18 protein-coding genes and 1 tRNA gene are annotated in these 24,000 nt (G+C 70.5%); 5 read left to right on the forward strand and 14 right to left on the reverse strand.

Annotated elements, in window-relative coordinates; genetic code table 11:
• Nucleotides 1-143: 143 nt before the first annotated feature.
• The 3 genes from ACIRP7_RS15605 to pgsA are packed head-to-tail and all read right to left on the reverse strand — an operon-like array spanning nucleotide 144 to nucleotide 3,021.
• On the reverse strand, nucleotides 144-1,313 hold the full coding sequence (locus ACIRP7_RS15605; RefSeq protein ID WP_403658684.1) for a glycosyltransferase family 4 protein: 1,170 nt from the start codon (nucleotides 1,311-1,313) through the stop codon (nucleotides 144-146).
• The gene (locus tag ACIRP7_RS15610) at nucleotides 1,310-2,227 is read right to left on the reverse strand and encodes a phosphatidylinositol mannoside acyltransferase (RefSeq protein ID WP_403658687.1); all 918 of its coding nucleotides are present in this window, start codon (nucleotides 2,225-2,227) and stop codon (nucleotides 1,310-1,312) included. The genes ACIRP7_RS15605 and ACIRP7_RS15610 overlap by 4 nt, the downstream gene beginning before the upstream one ends.
• On the reverse strand, nucleotides 2,224-3,021 hold the full coding sequence (pgsA, locus tag ACIRP7_RS15615; RefSeq protein ID WP_403659559.1) for a phosphatidylinositol phosphate synthase: 798 nt from the start codon (nucleotides 3,019-3,021) through the stop codon (nucleotides 2,224-2,226). Before pgsA ends, ACIRP7_RS15610 begins: the two co-directional genes overlap by 4 nt.
• A 214-nt stretch (nucleotides 3,022-3,235) precedes the next feature.
• Here pgsA and ACIRP7_RS15620 point away from each other — a divergent pair, with 214 nt between their 5' ends.
• Nucleotides 3,236-5,434, forward strand: coding sequence for an elongation factor G-like protein EF-G2 (locus tag ACIRP7_RS15620; RefSeq protein WP_403659562.1), 2,199 nt, complete (start codon nucleotides 3,236-3,238; stop codon nucleotides 5,432-5,434).
• 206 nt (nucleotides 5,435-5,640) lie between these two features.
• Nucleotides 5,641-7,302 (forward strand): hypothetical protein, encoded by a 1,662-nt coding sequence (locus ACIRP7_RS15625; RefSeq protein ID WP_403658690.1) that lies wholly within the window; start codon nucleotides 5,641-5,643, stop codon nucleotides 7,300-7,302.
• Between the two features lie 46 nt (nucleotides 7,303-7,348).
• Here the strand turns inward: ACIRP7_RS15625 and ACIRP7_RS15630 are convergent, their stop codons facing one another.
• Nucleotides 7,349-7,909, reverse strand: a complete 561-nt coding sequence (locus ACIRP7_RS15630; RefSeq protein WP_403658693.1) for an HIT family protein — start codon at nucleotides 7,907-7,909, stop codon at nucleotides 7,349-7,351.
• Between the two features lie 400 nt (nucleotides 7,910-8,309).
• Between ACIRP7_RS15630 and ACIRP7_RS15635 the strand changes: the two genes are divergently transcribed.
• The gene (locus ACIRP7_RS15635) at nucleotides 8,310-8,921 is read left to right on the forward strand and encodes a potassium channel family protein (RefSeq protein ID WP_403659565.1); all 612 of its coding nucleotides are present in this window, start codon (nucleotides 8,310-8,312) and stop codon (nucleotides 8,919-8,921) included.
• Nucleotides 8,922-8,950: 29 nt separating this feature from the next.
• Here the strand turns inward: ACIRP7_RS15635 and thrS are convergent, their stop codons facing one another.
• The 3 genes from thrS to ACIRP7_RS15650 form a co-directional block, all read right to left on the reverse strand.
• Nucleotides 8,951-10,927 carry a threonine--tRNA ligase gene (gene thrS / locus ACIRP7_RS15640; RefSeq protein ID WP_403658697.1) on the reverse strand — a complete coding sequence of 659 codons (1,977 nt, stop codon included), beginning with the start codon at nucleotides 10,925-10,927 and terminating at the stop codon, nucleotides 8,951-8,953.
• Between the two features lie 90 nt (nucleotides 10,928-11,017).
• Nucleotides 11,018-12,268, reverse strand: coding sequence for a hypothetical protein (locus ACIRP7_RS15645; protein ID WP_403658700.1), 1,251 nt, complete (start codon nucleotides 12,266-12,268; stop codon nucleotides 11,018-11,020).
• The gene (locus tag ACIRP7_RS15650; protein ID WP_403658703.1) at nucleotides 12,265-12,831 is read right to left on the reverse strand and encodes a DUF4365 domain-containing protein; all 567 of its coding nucleotides are present in this window, start codon (nucleotides 12,829-12,831) and stop codon (nucleotides 12,265-12,267) included. Before ACIRP7_RS15650 ends, ACIRP7_RS15645 begins: the two co-directional genes overlap by 4 nt.
• A 192-nt stretch (nucleotides 12,832-13,023) precedes the next feature.
• On the opposite strand from ACIRP7_RS15650, the gene ACIRP7_RS15655 reads away from it, so the two are divergent.
• Nucleotides 13,024-13,749, forward strand: coding sequence for a 3'-5' exonuclease (locus ACIRP7_RS15655; RefSeq protein WP_403658706.1), 726 nt, complete (start codon nucleotides 13,024-13,026; stop codon nucleotides 13,747-13,749).
• Nucleotides 13,750-13,798: 49 nt separating this feature from the next.
• Here ACIRP7_RS15655 and ACIRP7_RS15660 read toward each other — a convergent pair.
• Both ACIRP7_RS15660 and ACIRP7_RS15665 read right to left on the reverse strand, forming a co-directional pair.
• A tRNA-Val gene (locus ACIRP7_RS15660) sits at nucleotides 13,799-13,870 on the reverse strand.
• A 442-nt stretch (nucleotides 13,871-14,312) separates the two neighbouring features.
• The gene (locus ACIRP7_RS15665) at nucleotides 14,313-14,774 is read right to left on the reverse strand and encodes an SRPBCC family protein (RefSeq protein WP_403658709.1); all 462 of its coding nucleotides are present in this window, start codon (nucleotides 14,772-14,774) and stop codon (nucleotides 14,313-14,315) included.
• An 84-nt stretch (nucleotides 14,775-14,858) separates the two neighbouring features.
• Between ACIRP7_RS15665 and ACIRP7_RS15670 the strand changes: the two genes are divergently transcribed.
• Nucleotides 14,859-17,249: an SCO7613 C-terminal domain-containing membrane protein gene (locus ACIRP7_RS15670; RefSeq protein ID WP_403658712.1), complete on the forward strand. Its 2,391-nt coding sequence runs from the start codon at nucleotides 14,859-14,861 to the stop codon at nucleotides 17,247-17,249.
• A gap of 95 nt (nucleotides 17,250-17,344) precedes the next feature.
• Here ACIRP7_RS15670 and ACIRP7_RS15675 read toward each other — a convergent pair whose 3' ends face one another.
• The 5 genes from ACIRP7_RS15675 to ACIRP7_RS15695 all read right to left on the reverse strand — a co-directional run bounded on the left by ACIRP7_RS15675 (nucleotide 17,345) and on the right by ACIRP7_RS15695 (nucleotide 23,906).
• Nucleotides 17,345-20,080 carry a Tat pathway signal sequence domain protein gene (locus ACIRP7_RS15675; protein WP_403658715.1) on the reverse strand — a complete coding sequence of 912 codons (2,736 nt, stop codon included), beginning with the start codon at nucleotides 20,078-20,080 and terminating at the stop codon, nucleotides 17,345-17,347.
• Between the two features lie 92 nt (nucleotides 20,081-20,172).
• Nucleotides 20,173-20,766, reverse strand: coding sequence for a hypothetical protein (locus ACIRP7_RS15680; RefSeq protein ID WP_403658718.1), 594 nt, complete (start codon nucleotides 20,764-20,766; stop codon nucleotides 20,173-20,175).
• A gap of 10 nt (nucleotides 20,767-20,776) precedes the next feature.
• Complete coding sequence (locus ACIRP7_RS15685; RefSeq protein ID WP_403658721.1) at nucleotides 20,777-21,649, reverse strand: carbohydrate ABC transporter permease; 873 nt, start codon at nucleotides 21,647-21,649, stop codon at nucleotides 20,777-20,779.
• Nucleotides 21,646-22,602, reverse strand: a complete 957-nt coding sequence (locus tag ACIRP7_RS15690; protein WP_352390014.1) for a sugar ABC transporter permease — start codon at nucleotides 22,600-22,602, stop codon at nucleotides 21,646-21,648. Before ACIRP7_RS15690 ends, ACIRP7_RS15685 begins: the two co-directional genes overlap by 4 nt.
• Nucleotides 22,603-22,616: 14 nt before the next feature.
• Nucleotides 22,617-23,906: an extracellular solute-binding protein gene (locus ACIRP7_RS15695; RefSeq protein WP_403658725.1), complete on the reverse strand. Its 1,290-nt coding sequence runs from the start codon at nucleotides 23,904-23,906 to the stop codon at nucleotides 22,617-22,619.
• Nucleotides 23,907-24,000 lie beyond the last annotated feature (94 nt).

Consider the following 24,000-nt stretch of genomic DNA (forward strand, 5'->3'; position numbering starts at 1 on the left):
TATCGGGGCGGGTCGGCGCGGGAAGCGGCAGCCGACGCGGAGCCGTGCCCGGGTGTCCGGCCGGTCCGCGCTGCCGAGGGCGGGTGAACCGGTGCCGTGATCCGCTCACCGACTCCGGCCCAGCCCGACCCCGAGGTCGGCGATCAGTCGCGGGCGAGCCTCAGCCGTGCCCGCAGCCCCCACCCCCGGTCGTCGTCCGCCGCCGCCACCGCCGCCGCGCCCGACGTCACCGTCTCGTAGACCGACAGGATGTCCGCCCCGACGGTCGACCAGTCGAACTGGCGGACGTGCGCGCTGCCGCGCTCGCGCAGTTCGGACAGCCGCGCCGGGTCGCCGAGCAGCCGTACCGCCGCCTCGGCGAGCGCGTCCGCGTCCTCGTTGGCGAAGAGCTCGCCCGCCGCGCCCTGGTCCAGAACCTGGGCGAAGGCGTCGAGGTCGGAGGCGAGCACCGGGGCGCCCGCCGACATGGCCTCGACCAGGATGATCCCGAAGCTCTCGCCGCCGGTGTTGGGGGCGACGTACAGGTCGACGCTGCGCAGGAAGCGGGCCTTGTCCTCGTCGCTGACCATGCCGAGGAACTCCACGCGCGCGCGCAGTTCCTCGGGAAGCGACTCCACCGCCTCCTCCTCGTCGCCGCGCCCGGCGACCAGCAGCCGCGTCCCCGGGCGCGCGGCGAGGATCTTCGGCAGGGCCTTCATCAGCACCGGCAGGCCCTTGCGGGGTTCGTCGATGCGGCCCATGAAGCCGATCGTGTCGCCCTGCCACTCGGGCTTCGGCTCCGCCCTGGCGAAGAATTCGACGTCCACACCGTTGGGGATCACCACCGCGTCGCCCCCGAGATGTTCGACGAGCGTGCGGCGGGCGTACTCGCTGACGGCGATCCGGGCGCTGATCTTCTCCAGGGCGGCCTGGAGGATCGAGTACGCGGCGACCATGACCCGGGAGCGCGGGTTCGAGGTGTGGAAGGTCGCGACGATCGGTCCCGAAGCGATCCAGCAGGTCAGCAGGCCGAGCGACGGCGAGGACGGCTCATGGATGTGCACCACGTCGAACTCGCCGTCGTGCAACCAGCGGCGCACCCGTGCCGCCGACAGGAAACCGAAGCTCAGACGGGCCACCGAGCCGTTGTACGGCACCGGGACCGCGCGGCCGGCCGAGACGACGTACGGCGGCAGCGGGGTGTCGTCGTCGGCCGGGGCGAGGACGGACACCTCGTGGCCGAGGCGGATGAAGTACTCGGCGAGATCGCGGATGTGGAACTGGACGCCACCCGGTACGTCCCAGGAGTACGGGCAGACGATGCCGATTCTCACGAGCGCGCCCCGTCCGACGGCCGGGGCTCGAGGTCCTTCAGCCACAAGCGCTGCAGCATGTGCCAGTCCTCCGGATGGTCGGCGATCCCGGTGGCGAAGGCATCGGCCAGCGCCTGTGCCATGACAGACGTCTTTTCGGCCCGCGTACCTGTCTCGGGCACCTCGACCGGGGGATGCACCCGGCCCTGCATGACGGGCGAGTCGTCGTACCAGAGGGTCACCGGCAGCAGCAGTGCGCCCGTCTGCTGGGCCAGCAGGGCCGGGCCCGCGGGGATACGGGTCGCCTCGCCGAAGAACCGGACCTCGACCCCGGACGACGACAGATCGCGCTCGGCGACCAGGCAGACCAGGCCGCCGTCACGCAGCCGCCTGGCCAGCGTGCCGAAGGCGGTGCCGCCGCTGTGCGGGAGCACCTCCATGCCCAGGCCCTCGCGGTAGGCGACGAAACGGTCGTAGAGCGTCTCCGGCCTGAGCCGTTCGGCGACCGTGGTGAACGGTGTCTCCAGTTTGGTGGTGACCCAGGCGCCGGCGAGGTCCCAGTTGGCCATGTGCGGCAGCGCGAGGACGACGCCCTTGCCGGCGGCGAGCCCGTCGGTGAGGTGGTGCAGGCCCTTGGGATCGAAGCCGCTCTTGATGCGGTCCTTGCTCCAGGCGGGCAGCCGGAAGGACTCCATCCAGTAGCGCAGGTACGAGCGCATGCCCGCGCGCGAGAGCTCGGCGAGGCGCGCCGGGCTCGCGTCGGGGAGCACGCGCGCGTAGTTGCTCTCCAGCCGGAGCACGCCCTTGCCGCGCCGTTTCCAGGCCAGGTCGGCGATGCTCCGGCCGAGGCGCACGGCGACCGGCTCGGGGAGCTTCTTCACCACGCCCCAGCCGAGGCCGTACAGCGAGTCCGTCAGCCGGTCCTGGGCGCTCACTTCGCGGCCTCGCTCCCCTGCTCCCGGGACTCCCCGGCAGCCGGACCGGTGGCGGAGGGCTCGTCCGAGGCCTGCACGGCCTCCGCGACCTGCTCGGCCTGCTCGGCCTGCTCGGCCTCCGCGGACTCCCGGCGGACCGTGACGACCCGCTGGATCAGCGTGATCAGGCTGCCGACGGCCACGATCCACAGGGCGATCGGCAGCAGGTACTGGATGCCGGGTACGCCGAACTTGTGCAGGCCCGCGAGTCCCGCCAGGGTCAGGGCGATCACCAGGCGTTCGGCGCGCTCGACGAGGCCGTTGACGGCGACCGGCAGCCCGATCGACTCGCCGCGGGCCTTCGTGTACGACACCACCTGGCCGCTGGCCAGGCAGAAGATGGAGACCGCGCACAGGGTGATGTCGTCGCCGCCCCCGGCGTACCAGAGGGCGAAGCCGCCGAAGATCGCGCCGTCGGCGACGCGGTCGAGCGTGGAGTCCAGGAAGGCGCCCCAGCGGCTGGAGCGGCCGAGCTGGCGGGCCATGTTGCCGTCGACGAGGTCGGAGAACACGAACAGCGTGATCACGACCGTGCCCCAGAAGAACTCGCCCATGGGGTAGAAGACCAGCGCGCCCGCGACCACTCCGGCGGTGCCGAGGAGTGTGACCGTGTCGGGGCTGACGCCCCTTCTGATCAGAAACGAGGCGAACGGCGTGAGAACACGCGTGAAGAAAGCACGCGCGTACTTGTTCAGCATGGCCTTCCCGAGGGTCGGTTTCGCCGCGCGGCCCCTGCTGGCCACCGGCTGGCCCATCGTAGCCACGCGCGCGCGTGGGTGACGGCCGGGCACCCGTAGCCGTGTCACGCGCTCGCGGCCTCCAGGTCACCGGGCGATCGCGTCCGTCGTATGGACGCACCGTGACGGGAGTGGAAAGCTCGAAGGACCGCGGGCGTCACCGGAGCCGCACCGCACGCGGGTCCGCATGTCCGCGCCCACAGAGACCTCACCGTGCACGGGAGGCAAGGCCATGGGCGACAAGGCGAACGCACACCCCGGAGCCGCCGGCAGGGCAACAGCGGCCGACCACCCCGCGTCCGTACGGAATGTGGTGCTGGTCGGCCACTCCGGATCGGGCAAGACGACATTGGTGGAAGCTCTCGCGCTCACCGCGGGAGCACTGAACCGGGCGGGCCGCGTGGAGGACGGCGGCACCGTCTCGGACTACGACGAGATCGAGCACCGGCAACAACGCTCGGTACAGCTCTCCCTGGTGCCCGTCGAATGGGACGGGTACAAGATCAATCTTCTGGACACCCCCGGATACGCCGACTTCGTCGGGGAACTCAGGGCCGGTCTGCGAGCGGCGGACGCGGCCCTTTTCGTCGTCTCGGCCTCGGACGGGGTGGACGGCTCCACGCGCATGGTGTGGGAGGAGTGCGCGGCCGTCGGGATGCCCCGGGCGATCGTCATCACGCATCTGGAGGCCGCGAGGGCCGACTTCGAGGAGATGACGCGGATCTGCGCGCAGGCCTTCGGCGGCGACGACCCCGACGCCGTACTGCCGCTCTACCTCCCGCTGCGCGGCCCGCAGGGGCCCGACGGGCACGCGCCCGTGACCGGGCTGACCGGACTGCTGTCGCAGAAGCTGTTCGACTACTCGTCCGGGGAGCGCAAGGAGTCCGAGCCGGGCGAGGACCTGCTGCCGGGGATCGAGGAGGCCCGCAACCGGCTGATCGAGGGAATCATCTCGGAGAGCGAGGACGAGACCCTCATGGACCGCTATCTGGGCGGCGAGGAGATCGACTTCAAGACGCTCGTGCAGGACCTGGAGCGGGCCGTCGCACGCGGGGTGTTCCATCCGGTCCTGGCCGCCGCCCCCGCGGCCGACGGCGCCAGGCAGGGGCTCGGCACGGTCGAGCTGCTGGAGCTGATCACGGGCGGCTTCCCGACACCGTTCGAGCACCCCACGCCGGGCGTCACGACCATCGACGGCAAGCTGCGTGAGATCAAGGCGTGCGACACCGAGGGGCCGCTGGTCGCGGAGGTCGTGAAGACGGCGTCCGACCCGTACGTCGGCCGGATCTCGCTGGTGCGGGTCTTCTCCGGGACGCTGCGTCCGGACGTGACGGTCCATGTCTCCGGGCACGGGCTCGCCGACCGCGGGCACGAGGACCACGACGTCGACGAACGCATCGGCGCGCTGTCCGCTCCCTTCGGCAAGCAGCAGCGCTCGCTGTCGCACTGCATCGCGGGCGACCTCGCGTGCGTGGCCAAGCTCAGCCGCGCGGAGACCGGCGACACCCTCTCCGCCAAGGACGACCCGCTGCTCATGGAACCGTGGGAGATGCCGGACCCGCTGCTGCCGCTCGCCATCCAGGCGCACAGCAAGGCGGACGAGGACAAGCTCTCGCAGGGCCTGGCCCGGCTGGTCGCCGAGGATCCGACCATGCGGCTCGAACAGAGCCAGGACACCCACCAGGTCGTCCTGTGGTGCCTGGGCGAGGCGCACGCCGATGTGGCACTGGAGCGGCTGCGCAGCCGCTACGGCGTGCAGGTGGACGTCGTACCGCACCGGGTCTCCCTGCGCGAGACCTTCGCCGACAGCTCGACCGGGCGCGGGCGCCATGTGAAGCAGTCCGGCGGGCACGGGCAGTTCGCCATCTGCGAGATCGAGGTGGAGCCGCTGCCCGGCGGCTCGGGCATCGAGTTCGTGGACAAGGTCGTCGGCGGCGCGGTACCGCGGCAGTTCATCCCGTCCGTCGAGAAGGGCATACGGGCGCAGGCGGCCAAGGGGGTCGCCACCGGCCATCAGCTCATCGATGTCCGGGTGACACTGCTGGACGGCAAGGCGCACTCCGTGGACTCCTCGGACGCCGCGTTCCAGACGGCCGGGGCGCTGGCCCTCAGGGAGGCGGCGGCCGACGCGAGGATCCATCTGCTGGAGCCGGTCGCCGAGGTGTCCGTGCTGGTCGGCGACGACTACGTGGGCGCCGTGATGAGCGACCTGTCCGGGCGGCGCGGCCGGGTGCAGGGCACCGAGCAGACCAACGGCGGGCGCACGCTCATCAAGGCCGAGGTGCCCGAGATCGAGATCGGCCGGTACGCGGTCGACCTCCGGTCCCTGTCGCACGGCACCGCGCGTTTCAGCCGCTCCTACGCCCGGCACGAACCCATGCCGCCGCAGATCGCCGAGAGGATCCGTGAAGAGGCGCGGGCCGCCTCGTAGTTGGGTCCGGACGGCGCACAAGTGGCGTCCGGGGCCCCTCGGGTGACGTTTATGGAACGCTCCCCTCCGAATCGGCGGGCGGCTTCGGCCGTCCGCCGATTAATGTCAGCGCGTACGGATACGCTGATGACCTGATCAACAGGTGTGCGAAGCAAGGAAGTCGGGAAAGCCGCAGTGGGTGAGTCCGGCGGCGATCGGGGGCGGGAATGACCGTTGACGGCGGTTACGCGGACATCTTCGGTCCGCAGGTGCCGCGCACGGGCGACGAGGCGCAGACGGCGACGTTCGCCCTGGCCTCGGCGGCCTATCGGGACAATCCGGTGGAGGAGGTCCTCAAGGCCAACAACGAATGGCACCAGTCGGCCGTCACGGGCGGCCGCAGGTGGGCGAAGATCTTCCGCCCCAACCTGGGTGAGGCGTTCTCCACGGCCGTGATCACCCGCATGCTCGGCGCGGGCCGCAAGCCCCTCATCCAGTCCTTCGGCGCCGAGCCGCAGGTCGTGGTCGAGCACTGTCTCGCGGCGAACAACATCCGGCGGGACCGCGACAACTGGCTGACCGCCGTGATGGTGCTGTGCGGTGTGCTCTTCCTGCCGGGGCTCCTCGTCTGGCTGATGGTCTTCATACTGCGCACCAACATCACCAGGCGTGAGGACAAGCAGGCCGGCGCGTTCGCCACGGCGCTGCTCGTCGCGATGGGCGCGCTCGCGGTGCTCTTCCTGATCAAGATGCCGTTCTCCGGCTTCTGGGGCTTGTACGCACGCGCCTGCGTGGCCCTGCCCGTGGTCGGCTGGTTCTGGGCCAAGCAGATCTGCGAGCGCACCGCGAGGGATCTGCGGGAGCGCTGGGCCAGTCTGCTGGCGGGCAGCAGCGTCGGCGCGAAGGTGCCCGAGGCGGTGCCGAGCAACCCCGGCGAGACCGCGGCCGAGCAGTTGCGCCAGTCCCTGGCCACGCTCAGCGCCGAACAGCAGTCCAACTCGGTCTTCTACGCCGGTCCCAAGGGGATACTCGGCATGGGCACCCGGTGGGGCAGCTGGCAGTTGGCCGAGGACCTGGTGTCCGCCGACCCGACCCGGGAGATCCACCCCTTCCGCAGCTGGGACGTCATCCGCTCCATCCACGACCAGTTGCGCATGCTGGAACGCAACACGATCAACACCGGCGGCTTCCCGAAGCCGTCCGTGCGCCACTGGATCGTCACGCCGATCGCGGAGGGCGCGAAGGAGGTGTCCCGGCCGGGAGGCACGGACGTGGACGCCTACCAGGTCAAGACCCACGCGATACAGGACATCTGCAACAAGCAGCAGTTCGGCGGCGGCGACCGGCACTACCTGGGCGTCCAGTGGACCCTGTGGGAGGGGCAGCTGGTCCTGACCATGCTGATCACGGTGACCGTGCTGCACGAGACGCTGCGCATCGAGGTCACCGGGCACGCCCTGGGGCCGGTGCACGGACTGTTCACCACGAAGCCGGCGGCCAAGGAGAAAGAAGTCGCCAAGCAGGTCAAGTTCTGGGAGACCAAGAAGATCAAGCTGCCGCTGGTCGACGCGGACGAGGTGGTCCGGCTCACCGCCCGGGCGCCCCTGACCCGGTTTCCACCGCTGCTCAACTGGCTCGGCGGCTCGCTGGCCCTGCCCGAGCCGTTCGGTCTGCGGCACGCCTGGGCGGACAAGCCGTGGCGGCACCGCTTCATGGCCGACGACGCGCTGCGCGCCGCGACCCCGGTCCTGCGGGTCGTGCACGCGGCGGCGATCCGGGTCCTGCGGGACAACGGCGTGGACACCGAGAAGTTCGGCACGCGGGCGGGCTTCCTGAGCACGCAGGTGCAGGACGTCGCGCCGCAGAAGGCGGATCTCTACGACGCGTAGGGGCGCACAGAGTTGAGGGGGCCGCGGACCGGCGGCCCCCGTGTCACTACTCGGCCGGCCAGGCCTCCGCCAGCATCTTGCGGGTGTCGCCCAGCAGCTGCGGCAGCACCTTCGTGTGGCCGACGACCGGCATGAAGTTCGTGTCGCCGCCCCAGCGCGGGACGATGTGCTGGTGGAGATGAGCGGCGATACCGGCGCCGGCGACGGTCCCCTGGTTCATGCCGATGTTGAAGCCGTGCGCCCCGGAGGCCGCCCGCAGGGCCGTCATCGCCTGCTTGGTCAGCGCGGCCAGCTCGGCGGTCTCCGGCTCGGTGAGGTCGGTGTAGTCGGCCACATGGCGGTAGGGCACGACCATCAGATGGCCGCCGGTGTAGGGGTAGAGGTTGAGCACCGCGTACACCAGCCGGCCGCGCCGGACGATCAGACCGTCCTCGTCGGACTTGGCCGGAATCGAGCAGAAGGGGCAGCCGTCGTCGGCACCCGGGCCGGTCGGCTTGTTCTCGCCCTGGATGTAGGCCATCCGGTGGGGGGTCCACAGACGCTGGAACGCGTCCTGCGTCCCCACTCCCAACTGCTGCTCCGGCTCACTCGTCATGCAAAGCAGCATATTGCTTCGCCCGTTCGCGCCGTGTCGGCGGGGTTGTGCGAAAAGCAGCCCGGGCCAAGCTGAGCAGGTGGACGACGACAGCGGCACGCGCCCCGACGGCAACGGGCACGAGACCGACGGAAACGACGCGCGCAGGGCCGGCGGCTCCGACGCGCGCGAGGCGCACGGTTCCGACGCAAGCGGGGCCCACGGCACCGGCGAGAACGAAGGCCACGACACCGACGCGCGCAAGACCCACAGCACCGGCGATCACCAGGGCCACGGCCCACCAGGTCACGAGACCCACGGCACCGACGAACCCGACACCCACGGCACCCGATCCCAGCACACCCACGGCCCACCGGACCGCCCGCCCCGCGACACCGCCTACCGAGCGGCCCGCTGGGAGCAGCGCACCGAGATCCCCCTCGCCGTCGCCTCCCTGGCCTTCCTCGCCGCGTACGCGCTCCAGGTCCTGGCCGGCTCTCTCCCGGATGCCGCGCTCGACCTCTGCCTCGGGGTGACGCTGGCCGCCTGGGCGCTGTTCGCCGTCGACTACGCGGTGCGCTGGCGCCTCAGCGGGCAGCGGCTGCGCTTCGTACGGACGCATGTGCTGGACACCGTGGTGCTGCTCCTGCCGCTGCTGCGGCCGCTCAGGGTGGTCAAGATGTACGAGGCCGTGCAGCGCCGGCACGGACGGCCCCGGCTCGCCCTGCACGCGCGGGTGATCGTGTACGCCGGTCTGGCGGCCCTTCTGCTGGGCTTCACCGGTGCCCTCGCCGTCTACCAGCAGGAGCACCACGCGCCCGGTGCGACCATCCGCACCTTCGGCGACGCCGTCTGGTGGACCTGCGCCACCCTCGCCACCGTCGGCTACGGCGATGTCGTACCGGTCACCCCGCTCGGGCGCCTGATCGCGGTCGGGGTGATGGCCATCGGGCTGGCCCTGCTCGGCGCGGTGACGGGCACCTTCGCCTCCTGGCTGCTCCAGGTGTTCGCGCGGGAGGACGACGAAAGGCCCCCGGGAAGCTGAGTTCCCGGGGGCCTCTCGCGCAATAGGCCTCAGACCTGGGCCCGCTCCTCCACGACCTTCACGATCTTCGCGATGGCCTCGTCGAACGGGATGCCGTTCTCCTGCGAGCCGTCGCGGTAGCGGAAGGAGACCGAGCCGCCCGACATGTCCTCGTCGCCCGCGATGACCATGAAGGGCACCTTCTGCTTCTGGGCGTTGCGGATCTTCTTCTGCATCCGGTCCGAGGAGGAGTCCACCTCGATGCGCAGCCCCTTCTTCTTGGCGGCCGCGGCGAACTTCTCCAGGTACTCCACGTGCGCGTCGCCGATCGGGATGCCGACCCCCTGGACCGGGGCCAGCCACGCCGGGAAGGCGCCCGCGTAGTGCTCCAGGAGCACCGCGAAGAACCGCTCGATGGAGCCGAACAGGGCCCGGTGGATCATGACCGGGCGCTGCTTGGAGCCGTCCGGCGAGGTGTACTCCAGCTCGAACCGCTCCGGCAGGTTGAAGTCCAGCTGGATCGTCGACATCTGCCAGGTCCGGCCGATCGCGTCCTTGGTCTGGACGGAGATCTTCGGTCCGTAGAAGGCGGCGCCGCCCGGGTCGGGCACGAGCGGGAGGCCCTGCTTCTCCGCCACCTGCCGCAGCGTCTCCGTGGCCTCGTCCCAGGCCTCGTCCGAGCCGACGAACTTCTCCGGGTCCTTGGTGGACAGCTCCAGGTAGAAGTCGGTCAGGCCGTAGTCGCGCAGCAGGCCGAGGACGAAGGTGAGCGTCTTGTCGAGCTCCTCCGACATCTGCTCACGGGTGCAGTAGATGTGCGCGTCGTCCTGCGTGAAGCCACGCGCACGAGTGAGGCCGTGCACGACGCCCGACTTCTCGTACCGGTACACGGTCCCGAACTCGAAGAGCCGCAGCGGCAGTTCGCGGTAGGAGCGGCCGCGCGCGTCGAAGATCAGGTTGTGCATCGGGCAGTTCATGGGCTTGAGGTAGTAGTCCACGCCCTCGTCGAGCTGCATGGGCGGGTACATGCCGTCGGCGTACCAGTCCAGGTGGCCCGACTGCTCGAAGAGCTTCCCCTTCGTCGCGTGCGGGGTGTAGACGAACTCGTAGCCCTCCTCCTCGTGACGGCGGCGCGAGTAGTCCTCCATCACCCGGCGGATGATGCCGCCCTTGGGGTGGAAGACGGCGAGGCCGGAGCCGATCTGCTCGGGGATGGAGAACAGGTCGAGCTCGCTGCCCAGCTTGCGGTGGTCGCGCTTCTCGGCCTCGGCGAGGAAGTCGAGGTGCGCCTTCAGCTCGTCCTTGGTCGGCCACGCGGTGCCGTAGATGCGCTGGAGCATCGGGTTCTTCTCGCTGCCGCGCCAGTAGGCGGCCGCGTTGCGCATCAGCTTGAACGCGGGGATCGCACGGGTCGACGGCAGGTGGGGACCGCGGCACAGGTCCTTCCAGCACAGATCGCCGGTCTTGGCGTCGAGGTTGTCGTAGATCGTCAGCTCGCCGGAGCCGACCTCGACGTCCGCGCCGTCATCGGAGGACGCGGAGCCCTTGAGGCCGATCAGCTCCAGCTTGTACGGCTCGTTCGACAGCTCCTCACGGGCTGCCTCGTCGGTCACCACACGACGGCTGAAACGCTGACCGCGCTTCTGGATCTCCTGCATCTTCTTCTCGATGGCCTTGAGATCCTCGGGCGTGAACGGCTTCTCGACGTCGAAGTCGTAGTAGAAGCCGTCCTTGACCGGCGGACCGATGCCCAGCTTGGCCTCGGGGAAGAGCTCCTGCACGGCCTGCGCCATCACGTGCGCGGTGGAGTGGCGCAGGATGTTGAGACCGTCCTCGGAGGAGATCTCGACGCCCTCGACCTCCTCGCCCTCGGACAGGACGTACGCGAGGTCCCTGAGCTCGCCTCCCACGCGCGCGGCGACGATCGAGCGTTCGCCGGCGAAGAGCTCGGCGGCCGTAGTGCCCGTCGTCACCACGCGCTCTTCCCGCTCGGAATCGCGATGGATGATCACACGGACGTCTGACACCGGTCTCTCCTGACTGAAGGTGGGTGCGGCGCCATACCGGGAGCGCGCGCAATAGGGGATCGTACCGACCCGGCACCCACCAGCGCGAAATCAGTCCCCTGCGCGGGACTCCTCGAAGGGCTCCTCGCCCGACCCTTCGCAGGCCTCCTCGAAGAAGTCGAGATTCTCCTGGAGGGACTTCATCAGCCGGTCCCGCTCGGCCTCGTCCACCTGCACGGGCACCACGCCCGTGGCCCCGGTGAGCCGGCGGAAGCCGCCGCGGCTCTCCAGCCTGCCGTGCACCCGGACCGGGAGTCCGACGAGGTGGGCGTGCCCGGCGATCCGGTACGCCTCCTCGTCCAGGGTCAGCCGGACGTGCGGTATCTCGGCGCCGGCTATCACCCGCAGCCGTACCGATCCGTCGCCGCGCGGCCCCGACCTGCGCATCCGCTCCACCGTGCCGGTGATCCGCACCGCGACGGAGGGCTCCTCGCGCAAGAAGCGGGCCCCGGCCTCGCGCAGCACGGACAGGTCGCCCGGCGAGAACTCCACGGCCTCGGCGGAGGCCGCGCATCCGTCGGGGACCCCGGCCGCGGGCGCCCACTCGACGGCGATGCGCGCGCCCTCGGTACCGCGTACGAGGGCGATCAGCGCCTCGGTGAGTTCACGGCTGACGCCTGCCTCCACGGCGCCGTCGAAGGCGTCCATGCCCCCGGTGGCCCGCCGGTAGTCGATGGCCTCGCGGGTGGCGTGGAGCGCCTGGTGGAGCCGGACGGCGAGGGGGCGGCCGGTGCCGACGGGCACGAAGGCGGTGAGCCGGCGGCCACCGGCGGCGGAGCCGACCAGGACGTTTTCCAGGGACACGGCTGCCGTACGGCGATAACGGGCGCCGTAGTAGCCGGCACGCGCGCGCGTGGCGAGGGCGCCGGCGAGCAGGGTCTGGCGGGCGGCGGCGCGCAGTTGCTCCTCGACGGTCCAGGGCGTGGTGTCGGCGGGGCCGGTCGGGACATCCCGCCACCAGCGGATCTCGTCGCTGGGCACGGCGAGGCCGACGAGCACCTCGCGCGCGGAGGGCGTGCCGCTGCGGGACAGGGCGACGAGGGCCTCGCCGAGGAGGTCCTCGCTGTCGGGGAAGGCGCGGCTCTCGGGCACGAGCAGGCTCGTTCCGCCGCCGCCCGGTCCTGGTGGCGTCCAGCGGCCGTAGCGTCCGGGGGCGCCGCCGCGTCGCTGCCAGCCGTGGCGGCGCAGCAGGGCGCTCAGGACGGCCGGGTCGACCTCGGCAGGCGTCGGTGAACGGTCCCAGTGGGCCTCCGGGTGGGGGCGTACCACACGCAGTGGCTCCTGGAGCGGGCGGTGGGTCATGGTCTGCCTCCCGTCCCGACGCGCGTCATGATCTCGCACAGCGCCCGGTCGTCGAAGATGCGGTTGGTGGGGATCCGCACGGTGGTCCGGTTCCGGCCGGTGATGGGGTGGCCGGCGAGGTTGACCCAGTAGCAGCAGTGTCTGAGGTCCAGTCGGTCGTGGCCGGCGCGCAGCCAGTCGTCCTGGGCTCGCGGCACGAGCATCACCACCAGGATCTTGTGGACCGACACCGGGGTGCGGGCGAGTTTGCGCAGGTGGTCGTTGTCGAGCGTGAAGGAGAAGGAGCGGCCGGGAGGGTTGGGCGCGACCTGGTAGGTGCATTTGAGCTGCACCTTGATGGTGACCTCGTCGTCGACGGTGTGTCCGGGCGAGCCGTGGCTGACGTGCCAGTCGATGCCGTTGTCCGGAAAGGGCTGCGACAACGAGCAGCCGGCCGCCGCCGCGACGGCGTGCAGATAGCCCACCTGCAGTGTCTCCATGCAGGCGGTGGTGGCGAGTGTCCCGCGAAGGGGGCCCGTGCGTTCGGGCAACAGCCCGCCCCGCTCGGGCTGCGCTATCGCCATGACCAACAGCCTTCCAAGCCAAGTTACATGCCCTCACAAGGGCCCCATGAATCCCACACCGGGCCGCTGAACTGCAAAGACCCGCACTCCTGTTGTGTCCTTCCGGCGTACGTCGCAAACAGCCCGGGTATCACCAAACGGGGCAGAAGACGGTGCGTCAGCTGCCGTGGGTGAACAAGGGGTTGAGTAGATATGACGTGCTGGTACGAAGGGCCCCTGGCCGCTTTCGACACCGAGACCACCGGCGTGGACGTCGAGACCGACCGGATCGTGTCGGCCGCCGTCGTCGTCCAGGACGCGGCGGGCACCCGGCCACGGGTGAGCCGGTGGCTGGTCAACCCGGGCGTGCCGGTGCCCGCCGGGGCGACGGAGGTGCACGGCCTGACGGAGGAACACCTCCAGCTCAACGGCCGCTGGCCGGCGCCGGTGATGTTCGAGATAGCCGAGACGCTGGCGGAGCAGGCGGCCGCGGGCCGTCCGCTGGTGGTGATGAACGCGCCGTTCGATCTGACGATCCTGGACCGGGAGTTGCGCCGCCACCGCGCCTCGTCGCTGGACCGTTGGCTGGATTCCTCGCCGCTGCTGGTGCTGGATCCGCGGGTCCTCGACAAGCACCTGGACCGCTACCGCAAGGGCCGCCGCACCCTCACCGACCTGTGCGAGCACTACGGTGTCGCTCTGGACGGCGCGCACGACGCGGCGGCCGACGCACAGGCCGCGCTGGATGTCGTACGGGCGGTCGGGCGCCGTTTCGCCGCCCGTCTGGAGCGGCTGGAACCGCCGGAGCTGCACAACCTGCAGGCGGTGTGGCACGCGGCCCAGGCGCGGGGCCTGCAGGCCTGGTTCGCGCGCAGCGGTTCGGAGGAATCGGTGGATCCGGCGTGGCCGCTGCGCCCCGATCTGCCGGCGGCGGCGTGACCGGGCATGAAGAAAGCCGGCCCGTCTGAGACGGACCGGCTTTTCCCGGTGGGCGATACTGGGTTCGAACCAGTGACCTCTTCGGTGTGAACGAAGCGCTCTCCCACTGAGCTAATCGCCCGGGAACGCACTGAACAATACAGGTCCCCGCGGGTCTCCTTCAAACCGTTCCTGAAGACTGAGCAGGAGTGAGCCCATCAGCCGCACGCCCCAAACGGTCTTGGGCGCTCCCCCACTGCCTTAAGGGCGTGGGGGGTACCCCCAGGTCCGCGGCTTACTCGACCCCGGGGCGGCGACACGCATCCTGTGCGTGGTCCGATCCCGGAAGGCCCCCGCGGCCGGAGGCCGCTGACGGACGCCGCCCGGCGCGACCTGGCCAGGTAGGTACGGCCAGGGGCGACGGGGAGGCCCCGGACCATTTCTCTGGTGAAGCGGGGGCCCCGCACGCTGGCGCCGTGTCCGGCGACCCAGATCGCAGGATCACGTTGGCCCGATCGGCCCAGGGCACCGCAAGCTCGCGAGCGGACCATCACACGATCGAGCCAACTCGACCCCGTGCACACTTACCGGCGAGCAGCTTCAACCCCTTCCAAGTAGGCGGCCAGCCCCCGCCGCCCGGCGCGCATCATCACCCGGTGGTTGGCCAGGAAGACCGGCCGTCCGGGCACGGCGAAGCGCCGGAGCAGCGGCTTGCGCACCTCGGTGAACTGGTCGTAGCGGGCGAGGCTGCCGTCGCCGTCCGCGGTGATCGTCCAGCGCGCCCAGCCGTCGAGGTCTCCGTTCATCGCGATCTCCAGCACCCCGGCCGCCGGGTCGCGCCGCACCTCGCGCGCGGTGAAGACGAGGTCGTACGGCAGCACGGCGCGGATCGTGATCACGCCGGTGGTGTCGTCGAGCCGTCGCACCTCGCGCACCTGGGGCCACCAGCGGGGATAGTCCTCGGCGCGTTCCAGTGCGTCGTAGACGACGGCGGGCTTCGCGGGCAGGGACCACAGGCTGCGGAAGCGGTATCGGGTCCAGTCCATGGGGAGAGTCTGACATCGGATCCGAGTACGCTCTGAGTACCCGTACTCATGTCGCGCCGCGTGACCCAGCCCACACTTCAGGGCATGACGCACACCCCGCCCCCGGCCGAGGAGCTACGGCTCCTCGACGCCGAGCTGTGGCAACTGGACGCCCGCCGAGCCCAGTTGCTGGCCCGACGCGCCTGGCTGGTCACCGCGCTCCAGCAGAACTGGCAGCCGAAGTGGCAACCGCCGCAGCCGACCGCACCGACGCCCGCCGCATCTCCTCGTCCCGAGGCGAGCGCACCGAGCGTGCAGAACGTGCTCCTGGTGCTCGGCGGTGTCCTGCTCACCGTGGCGGCGATGGTGTTCACGCTGGTCAGCTGGGGTCACCTGGGGATCACCGGCCGGGCCCTGGTGCTCGGCGCGGTCACGGTGGCCGCGCTCTCCGCGCCGCTCCCGCTGCTGAAGCGCGGGCTGCGCTCGACGGCCGAGTCGGTGGCGGGCCTGGGGCTGGCACTGACGGTCCTGGACGCGGTCGCGCTGCACGGGGCCGTGTTCCCGGAGACCCCGGGGGCGCCGTACACGGCGGTCGTCTCGGCCCTGCTGGCGGGACTCTGGTCGGCGTACGGCCTCCTGCCACCCGTGTCCGCGCTGCGCCTGCCCCTCCCCGCCGCCCTGGTCGCGGCCCAACTCCCGCTGTTCTTCTGGGCGATCGCGGCCGACGCGGGCTCGTACGGGCTCACGGCCGCGCTCCTGGTGACGGCCGGGTTCGACACGCTCATGGCACTCCGGACGGCGTCCAGGTCCTTGCGCGTGGTCGCCGCGATCGGTGCGTACGGGGCGGGCGGCCTGGGCGTACTGGCCGCCGGCTGGCTGTCCTGGACAGCCTCCGGCCCGAGCGCCGCCGCCCGTGCGGCGGCGCTCCTTCTCCTCGCGAGCGCGATCGCGCTGGCCGCCGCGTGGCAGGGCGGTCGTAGGGCGGCGCGGGCGAACGGGCAGGCGCTCGGGCTCGCCCTGATTTCCGGACTCCTCGTGGTGGTCGCGCTCGGCGGCACGGCACGGTCCCTGCTGCCCGAGCTGTGGACCGCCCCGGCCCATCTGGCCTTCGGTATCGCCCTGTTGGCGGCACTCCGACTCGACCGGCTGCCGGAGACGGTGCGACGGGGTCTGGCCTGGGCCTCCGGGGCCGTACAGGCGCTGGCCCTGCTGTGGGCCCTGCCCGTCGTCGGTGTCGTCGTGCTGGGCCCGCTCGCCTGGGCCTCGCGGGCGTGGACCGGTGCGCCGTCGGACGCCCGCACGGCGGTGACCGTGGACGTGGCCTGGCCGCCCCACGCGGAGGCGGTGCCGGTGGTCATGGCAGCGGTCGCGGCCGTGCTCGCCCTGGCGGTACGGGACACGGCTTGGCGCCCCAGGGCCACGGCAGGCGCACTGGGCCTGGCCTGGGCCACGGCACTCACCCTCCCCGCCGTGCTCGAACTCCCCTACTTCGCAGGCCTGTTGATCCAGGGCGCCGCGACCGCCGGGGCCCTGGCGGCTGCGATGTTCCTGAGGCAGCACGTCACGCCCCTCGTCCTCGCGCTGGTCACTTCCGCGAGCCTGGCCTTCCTGGCCCTCGCCTCCCAGACCGCGACCCTGGTCGTGCTCTCCGGACTGATCGCCCTCTTCACGGCAGCCTCCTGGCGTCTCGCCCCCTTCACGGCCCCGGCCGCCCTCGTCCACGGTGCCGCACTCGGCGTCGCGACCGGCGCCGCCGCCAACTGGTCGCCGCCACACACCGCCCTGCTGGTCCTGGTGGTCCCCGCGGCCGCGGCTCTGCTCGCCGGGCGACTCGGCGACCCGAGGGCCACCGTGCCGGTGGAGGCGGCCGGAGCGGCGGCCGGGCTGCTCGCCGTCGCGCTGGCAGCCACCGACCTGCCCCTGCTCGCCACGGTCCTGGCCCTGTGCGGAGTGATCACCGCGGGCACGGCGATCCGTACGGACCGCCGCCCGGTCGGCTACGCGGCCGTCGCCCTGTTCCTCGCGGCCGCCTGGGTCCGCCTGGCGGCCTGGGAGGTGGACACCCCGGAGGCCTACACGCTCCCGGTCACGATCCCCGCCCTGCTGGTCGGCGCCCTGCGCTACCGCCGCGACCCGCGGACCTCGTCCTGGACGGCGTACGCCCCCGGCCTGGCCGCCACTCTCGTGCCGAGCCTCTTCGCGGCCTGGGCCGACCCCCACTGGACGCGCCCCCTGCTGCTCGGCCTGGCGGCCCTGGTGGTCACCCTGGCGGGCGCCCGTCACCACCTCCAGGCCCCGCTCCTGCTGGGCGGTGCGGTACTGCTCCTGGACGCCCTGCACGAACTGGCCCCGTACCTCGTCCAGGTGACCGACGCACTCCCCCGCTGGGTGCCCCCGGCCCTGGTCGGCCTGCTCCTGCTCGCACTGGGCGCCACCTACGAACACCGCCTCAGGGATGCCAGAAGGATGCGCCACTTCTTGACCAACCTGCACTGAACACACCCAGGAGCGCGGGGCCGCATTGGATATGCGGCCCCGCCGCGCGGGCGCGACCAGCCACGACGGACGCGCAGTTCCCCACGACACAAGCGCTACGGCATCTTGTCCCCGAGAAGCGCCAGGTTCTCGATGGCGGCCAAGCCATACAGCGCGGTGTCATTGGTCGCCACCCAGGCCGCCTCGCTGCCCGCCACCAAGGACACCGGCCCGGTCAACGCCTCCGTCTTCCAGGGCGCCGACTCCTTGTACCCGTCGGAGTTGTAGAACTTGTCCCACGCGCGAGCGGCCAGCTTCGCGTCCCCGGTCTTCACGGCGGCGTACGCGTCCAGCCGCGAGTGTCCCTGGAACAGCAGCAGCGATCCGAAGTTGGAGCCGTACCGCGCCGCCTGCTCGGCCTTGGTCGCGTTGAAGTAGCGGCAGTAGTCGAAGTACGCCTCGTTGAACTTCGGCATGTCGACGAGGTCGATGAGCTCGGCGCACAGCTCGTTGAGGCCGAACACGGCGGACAGGTGCGAGACCCCGACGACCGGGGTGGAGGCCACCGCGAACTTGCCGGTGTCGAGGTCGTAGAGCCCGCTGCCCTGCACGAACCCGTTGGGCTGGGCGGCGATGCCCTCCATCGTGGACAGCACGCGCGCCTTGGCCTTCTCCCACTTCGGCCCCTTGCGCTCCCACTCGGTCAGCCAGGCCGAGACCAGCCCGCTCCAGTCGGTGCCGAAGCCGACCGACAGGGCATGCCGGTCGGGCGTGTAGGGGTCGGTGCGGACCTTGCGCAGCGGGTCGAGCACGAGGAACGTCTCGTCGGAGTCGACGTTGGCGTGCATGAGGTCGCCGACGCGCTCGTCCGCGGTGAGGAAGTAGTAGTAGCGGCGGTACGTCGTGTTGGCGATGCGCTGTTGCTTGGCGCTGTCGGCGTAGTGCTGCACACCGTGCCGGGTGCCGAGTCCGGCCCACTGGCCCAGGTGGTACACGTCCACTTCACCGGTGTGCCGGGTCATGGCCTCGGCGAACCGGAAGATGTCCGCGCGACCCGACCTGATGTACGCGAACCAGAGCCAGAGGTCCGGCGACAGTTCGGAGTTGTCCCAGGCGTAGCCGCCGATGTCGTACCGCCACTGGTGCCTGACGGTGTCGTAGGTGTGCATGATGTCGCCGTAGTCCCAGAAGCCGTACCAACGGCGCTGCTCCACCTGGCCCTTGTAGTAGGTGAAGAGGAAGTCGAGGTGGTCCTCGATCTTCGCCTTGGCGGGCGTGGACCGGTCGGGCTCGGAGTAGAGGCCCGGCCCGAAGACCTTCGCCTTGATGAGCTGCTTGGGCGGGGCGGCGAGCTGCGGCAACACCTGTACGGCTTCGACCTGTTGGGCCAGGGCCTCCGGGGACGGCGTCGACTCGTTGGCCCAGAACAGCAGTTCCGAGGTGCGGGCGATGCCGTAGGGCGTGCCGAACTCCGGCTCGTAGTCCTCGTAGGTGATGTTGAGGCCCTCGAGCTGCTCGGCGAAGGTGTCCTGGCCCATGCCGTCGTGGTAGAAGCGCAGGTCCATGGGCTGGGCCTCGGGCGACCAGAGCCAGAGGGTGACCTCGGCCTCGTCGGTCTGGGCGTCGCGGATGTCGAGCTGCGAGGGGTGCCGCTCCCAGAAGTCCCTGAGGCCGAAGGAGAATCCGCCGCTCGCGCCACCGACGTAACCGAACCCGGAGGCCCGCCTGCCGCCGCCGGCGCCGATCCAGCCGTGCCCCTTCTTCGTGCGCTTGCGCACGGTGAAGCCGTCGGCGGAGAGCTGGGAGAGGGTGTAGTCGCCCCACTCGGGGATGTACTGGAGCCGCGTGGTGACCCGCTGGTCCCAGGTGGCGGGGTCGGGCAGCTTCTTGCCGGCGTACTGCGCCTCCTGCACGGCGATGCCGGGGTCGCGGCGCAGCCCGGTGATGCCCTTGACGGCCTCGCGCAGCAGACCGGTGCCCTCGCCGCCGATGCGGATGTGGCGGTCGTAGGACTGGTCGCGCATCGGCACGGTGAAGCGGACGCCGAGGCCGCGGATGAAGTCGCCGCTCGCCTTGCCGGGCTCCTGGGTGCCGTCGTAGGTGATGGTGTGCACCATGCGGAAGGAGTCGGCGCCCGCATAGAAGTAGAGGCGGATGGAGAACGGCAGCCAGCTCCGGCTGCCCTTGCGGTGCTTGCCGTCGATCTTGACGACCGCGCGGACCGGCCCCGACTGCTCGACGGTGACCTCGGAGATGGCCCCTTCGAAGCGCTCGGTCTTGACCGTGCCCTGGTCCTCGTCCTCGATCTCGGGCTGGCGGATCAGCACGAGCCGCCCGTTCTTGGCGATCTCCGTCGACCCGCGGGTGACGGACTTGATGAGGGTGGCGCCGGACTTCCCGATCTTCGCGGTGATGACACCGGTGGAGACGGTGATCGTGCCGCCGCTCTTGTCGACGGTGACCTTCTTGTCGGGTGCGGCGGCGTCACCGGCGCTCAGCGACAGCTTGCCGTTGCCGGAGCTGACGGCGTGGGCGGTCCACTTGAGCGAGCCGTCGGGCCAGTAGGCGATCGGCCAGGACTGCACCGGCACGGCCTTGCCGTCGGCGTCCTGGACCGCGAACTTCTGGCCCTCCCGGTAGACGCCCCTGGGCCAGGGGACACCGACGGTGGAGCCGGGTGCGGCACCGAGACCGCCGTCCTCCAGCCAGTCCAGGGTCACGGGAGAGTCGTCGGCCTCGGCGGCTCTGGGCGCGGCCTGCGCGGCCTTGGTCCCTAGCGCCCAGCTGAACTGCGCGGCGGCACCGGCGACGGCGGCTGCTTTGAGGATGGACCTGCGGGGGATGGGGGACATGACCGTTCCTTTCCATGGACAGGCTGGTCAGGGGCATGACAGAGAGAGGTACGACGCCGAGAGCGCCGACCTGGTGACGAGGGCGCCGCCCGTCAGCGGCGCCGGTAGCGCTCCTCCACGGCGACGGCCGCCGCCGCGACGGCCCCGAGGACCGGGACCGCCAGCGGCGCGAGGAACCCCGCGGACAGGGCCACGACGGCCAGGCCGGCGACGATCAGGAAGGACCCGGCGGGGTCGCGCAGGGTCCGGCGTACGGCCTCCGCGAGCAGCGCCCGCCAGGAGGCGCCCGGTGTCCAGACCGCCGCCGCGCGCAGCCCGGCCACCGCGAGGCCGATCAGCGCGAACAGTCCGACGGCCCCGACCAGCGGGCCGCCGGGGATCCCGGCCCGCGCGGCCTGGACGTCCACCCAGACCGCGGCTGCCGCGACCCACCCCGCGATCCCGACGAGCCACCCGCGGCGCACGGCCGTACGGAAGTCCGCGACGAACTCCCGCCAGCCGCCGCCCTCGTGGCCCGTGCGCCGCCGCAGGTGCCGGGCGCCGGCGGCGAAGGCCGCGGGGTAGGTGACGAGACCGAGACAGGCCACCGCGATCCACACGCCGGTGAGCAGGGACTCGGCGAAGAGCGCGAAGCGCTCGCCGCCGAAGACGGACGCCCTGCGGGCCTTCACACGTGCTTGCGCCATGCTGACCGCCTCACTTCAGTCCGGACGTCGCCATGCCGTCGATGAGGTAGCGCTGGAAGGCCATGAAGAAGGCGATGACCGGCACCAGCGCCACCAGCGACATCGCGATCATGCTCCCGTAGTTGGAGATGCCCTCCTGGTCGCGGAACATCATCAGGCCGAGCGAGACGGTGTACTTGTCAGGGGTGTTGAGGTAGATCAACGGGCCCATGAAGTCGTTCCACGCGTTGATGAAGGTGAAGATCGCGCTGGTGATGAGGGCCGGGCGGCACAGCGGCAGCACGATCGACCAGTAGGTCCTGAAGTGCCCGCAGCCGTCGAGCTTGGCGGCCTCGTCCAGCTCCCGCGGCAGCCCGCGCATGAACTGCACCATCAGGAAGACGAAGAACGCCTCCGTCGCCAGGAACTTGCCGGCCACGAGCGGCACCAGGGTGTCGGTGAGCTCCAGCTTGCGGAACATCACGTACTGCGGGATGAGCAGCACGTGGTACGGCAGCAGCAGGGTGCCGATCATCAGCGTGAACAGCAGGTTCCGCCCGGCGAAGCGGATCTTGGCGAAGGCGTACGCGGTCAGCGAGCTGGACAGCACGACACCGACGACGGCGAGTCCCGCGTACATCAGGGAGTTCGTGAAGAACGTGCCGATGGAGATGCCGGAGATGCCGTCGGCGAGCCCGGAGAAGTTCGCCCAGACCGGCTTGGCGGGCAGCAGGTCGATGCTGGCGATGATGTCCTTGCTCGGCTTGAACGAGGCCCCGAGGACCCAGATCACCGGGTACAGGACGACCGCGAGGACGGCGAGCGCGCCCACGTGCCAGGCGAGGGAACCGGTGCGCCGCCGCTCGTTGGCGGTGCGCGCCGCGGGGGTGCTGACAGTGGTCACTTGGCGGCCTCCTCGTAGTGCACCCACTTCTTCTGCGACCAGAACAGGACCGCCGTGACGAGCGCCACCGCGACCACCAGCGACCAGGCCATCGCGGAGGCGAAGCCCATCTGGGCCTCCTTGAAGCCCTTCTGGTAGAGGTAACAGGTGTAGACGAGGGTGGCGTCGGCCGGCCCGCACTGGGTGTTGGAGACCACGTACGCGGACCCGAACACCTGGAACGCGTGGATGGACTCCAGCAGCACGTTGAAGAACAGCACCGGGGAGATCATCGGCAGCGTGATGTTCCAGAACCGCCGCAGGGGACCGGCCCCGTCCATCTCGGCGGCCTCGTACAGCTCCTGCGGAACCTGCTTGAGACCGGCGAGGAAGATGACCATCGGCGCGCCGAACTGCCAGATGCTCAACGCGACCAGCGCGTAGAGGACGTAGTCCGGGTTGCCGATCCAGCCGCCCACGTTCAGCCCGAAGACCTTCTGCGTGCGGTCCACGATCGCGTCGTCGGAGAACAGCGCCCGCCACACGAAGCCGACGGAGACGCTGGCGCCGATGAGCGAGGGCATGTAGAACGCGGCCCGGTACATCCCCTGCCCGCGCCGCTTCTGCGCGAGCAGCAGCGCGACACCGAGCGCGAGCAGCAGCTTCAGCGGTGTGGCCACGACGACGTACTTCAGGGTGACCTCGACCGACTTCTGCCAGCGCGGGTCCTGGAACATGGTCGTGAAGTTGTCGAAGCCCACCCACTCGGGCGGCGTGAACAGGTTGTAGCGGGTGAACGCGTAGTACAGCGACGCGATCATCGGCCCCGCCGTGAGCACCAGGAATCCCGCGATCCACGGCGACATGAAGAGATAGCCGGCGATGTTCTCGCGGCGCCGCCCGCGCCGCCCGGCGGCGGGAGCGGCGGGCCGCTTCTTCGCCGGGCGCACGGGCGCTTCCTTGACGAGCGTCATGGTGGTACGTCCCCTCAGCCCGCGAACGCGGCCTTGGCCTCGCTGAACAGCGCCTTGGCGGCGTCGGCCGGCTTGGTCTTGCCCTGGGAGACCTCGCCGCCGATCCGCAGGAACGCCGCCTCGATGACGTCGGCGCCGGACGGGTGCGGGGTGATCTTCCCGAGCACGCCTGCCTTGGCGACCTCTTCCTCGTACGCCTTGACGCCCTTGTTCTGGGCGTCGGTGGGCGTGAACGCGTCGTACTGCTCGGTCGTGGAGAGGATGCCGCGGTCGTAGCCCATGATCTTGCCGACCTCGGGGTCGTGGACCATGAAGGAGATGAACTGGGCGGCTTCCTTGGGGTGCTTGGTCCCGGAGAAGGCGCTGAGCATCAGCGAACCGAGGTACTGGCCGGTGTGCTTGCCGTCCGTGGTGGGAATCGGCGCGAGCCCGTAGTCCGACTCGCCCTCGCCCTCGTAGCGGATGGAGAAGTTGTCCCAGGTGAACTCGGCCGCGGCGAGCCCGGCCGACAGACCCGACTTGGGCTGGACCTGCTCGATCTTCTTGGGGTCGGCGACGAGCCCGGACTTCACGCGCTTGTACGCGTCCGTCCACCACTGCGTCAGATCGTCCTCGGTGAAACCGAGATCGGAGTCGGTGAAGAACGCCTTGCCGTTCTGACGCAGATACAGGTCGTACAGGTACATGATGGCGTGGTAACCGGTGTCACCGGCGATCTTCAGCTTGTCCTGGATCGTCTGGAGCGCGGCGAAGTACTCGTCCCAGGTCCAGCCGAACTTCGGCTCCACGCCCGCTTTCTTGAAGGCCTTGAGGTCGATGACGAGCGCCATGGTGTTGGCGCCGACGGGTATGCCGATCTGCTTGCCGTCGACCTGACCGTTCGCCAGAACGCCGTTGCGGAAGTTGTCCAGGCTCAGATTCCCGGAGTCCGCCTGCGACTTGAGATCGAGCAGAACACCGCGCTTGTCGTACTTCCGCAGGAAGCCGATCGCATTCTGGAATACGTCCGGCGGATTCCCACCGGAGGCCTGGGTCTGGAACTTCTCCCAGAACGCCTGATAGTCGGTGAATTCAGGCTTGATCTTGATCTTCGGATACTTCTTCTCGAAGAGCGCGATCGTCTTCTTGATGGCGATGGTGCGCGGCTCGCCACCCCACCACGCGTAACGGAGTGTGACCGTCCCGTCTCCGGAGCTGCCGCTGTCGCCACCGCATCCCGTCGTCGCGGCCAGTCCCAGCGTCGCCGCTGTCGCCCCCGCCGCCTTCAGGATCGTTCGCCTCTCAACATTCCTGCTGGTTCCCACAGTCGGTCCCCTCCCCGCAGCGTCGCCGCACGCATGAATCGTTTCAAGTAAGCGCTTGCTGGCACAAGCTACGGAGGCCCCGGAGGCGCGTCAA

Source organism: Streptomyces sp. NPDC102270 (assembly GCF_044766405.1).
GTDB lineage: Bacteria > Actinomycetota > Actinomycetes > Streptomycetales > Streptomycetaceae > Streptomyces.

Bases quoted from the DNA above. Each gene is read 5' to 3' on its own strand.
- pgsA (WP_403659559.1), bottom strand. From the start codon at position 3,021: ATGGGCCAGCCGGTGGCCAGCAGGGGCCGCGCGGCGAAACCGACCCTC.
- ACIRP7_RS15620 (WP_403659562.1), top strand. From the start codon at position 3,236: ATGGGCGACAAGGCGAACGCACACCCCGGAGCCGCCGGCAGGGCAACA.
- ACIRP7_RS15625 (WP_403658690.1), top strand. From the start codon at position 5,641: ATGACCGTTGACGGCGGTTACGCGGACATCTTCGGTCCGCAGGTGCCG.
- ACIRP7_RS15630 (WP_403658693.1), bottom strand. From the start codon at position 7,909: ATGCTGCTTTGCATGACGAGTGAGCCGGAGCAGCAGTTGGGAGTGGGG.
- ACIRP7_RS15645 (WP_403658700.1), bottom strand. From the start codon at position 12,268: ATGACCCACCGCCCGCTCCAGGAGCCACTGCGTGTGGTACGCCCCCAC.
- ACIRP7_RS15650 (WP_403658703.1), bottom strand. From the start codon at position 12,831: ATGGCGATAGCGCAGCCCGAGCGGGGCGGGCTGTTGCCCGAACGCACG.
- ACIRP7_RS15655 (WP_403658706.1), top strand. From the start codon at position 13,024: ATGACGTGCTGGTACGAAGGGCCCCTGGCCGCTTTCGACACCGAGACC.
- ACIRP7_RS15665 (WP_403658709.1), bottom strand. From the start codon at position 14,774: ATGGACTGGACCCGATACCGCTTCCGCAGCCTGTGGTCCCTGCCCGCG.
- ACIRP7_RS15670 (WP_403658712.1), top strand. From the start codon at position 14,859: ATGACGCACACCCCGCCCCCGGCCGAGGAGCTACGGCTCCTCGACGCC.
- ACIRP7_RS15675 (WP_403658715.1), bottom strand. From the start codon at position 20,080: ATGTCCCCCATCCCCCGCAGGTCCATCCTCAAAGCAGCCGCCGTCGCC.
- ACIRP7_RS15680 (WP_403658718.1), bottom strand. From the start codon at position 20,766: ATGGCGCAAGCACGTGTGAAGGCCCGCAGGGCGTCCGTCTTCGGCGGC.
- ACIRP7_RS15690 (WP_352390014.1), bottom strand. From the start codon at position 22,602: ATGACGCTCGTCAAGGAAGCGCCCGTGCGCCCGGCGAAGAAGCGGCCC.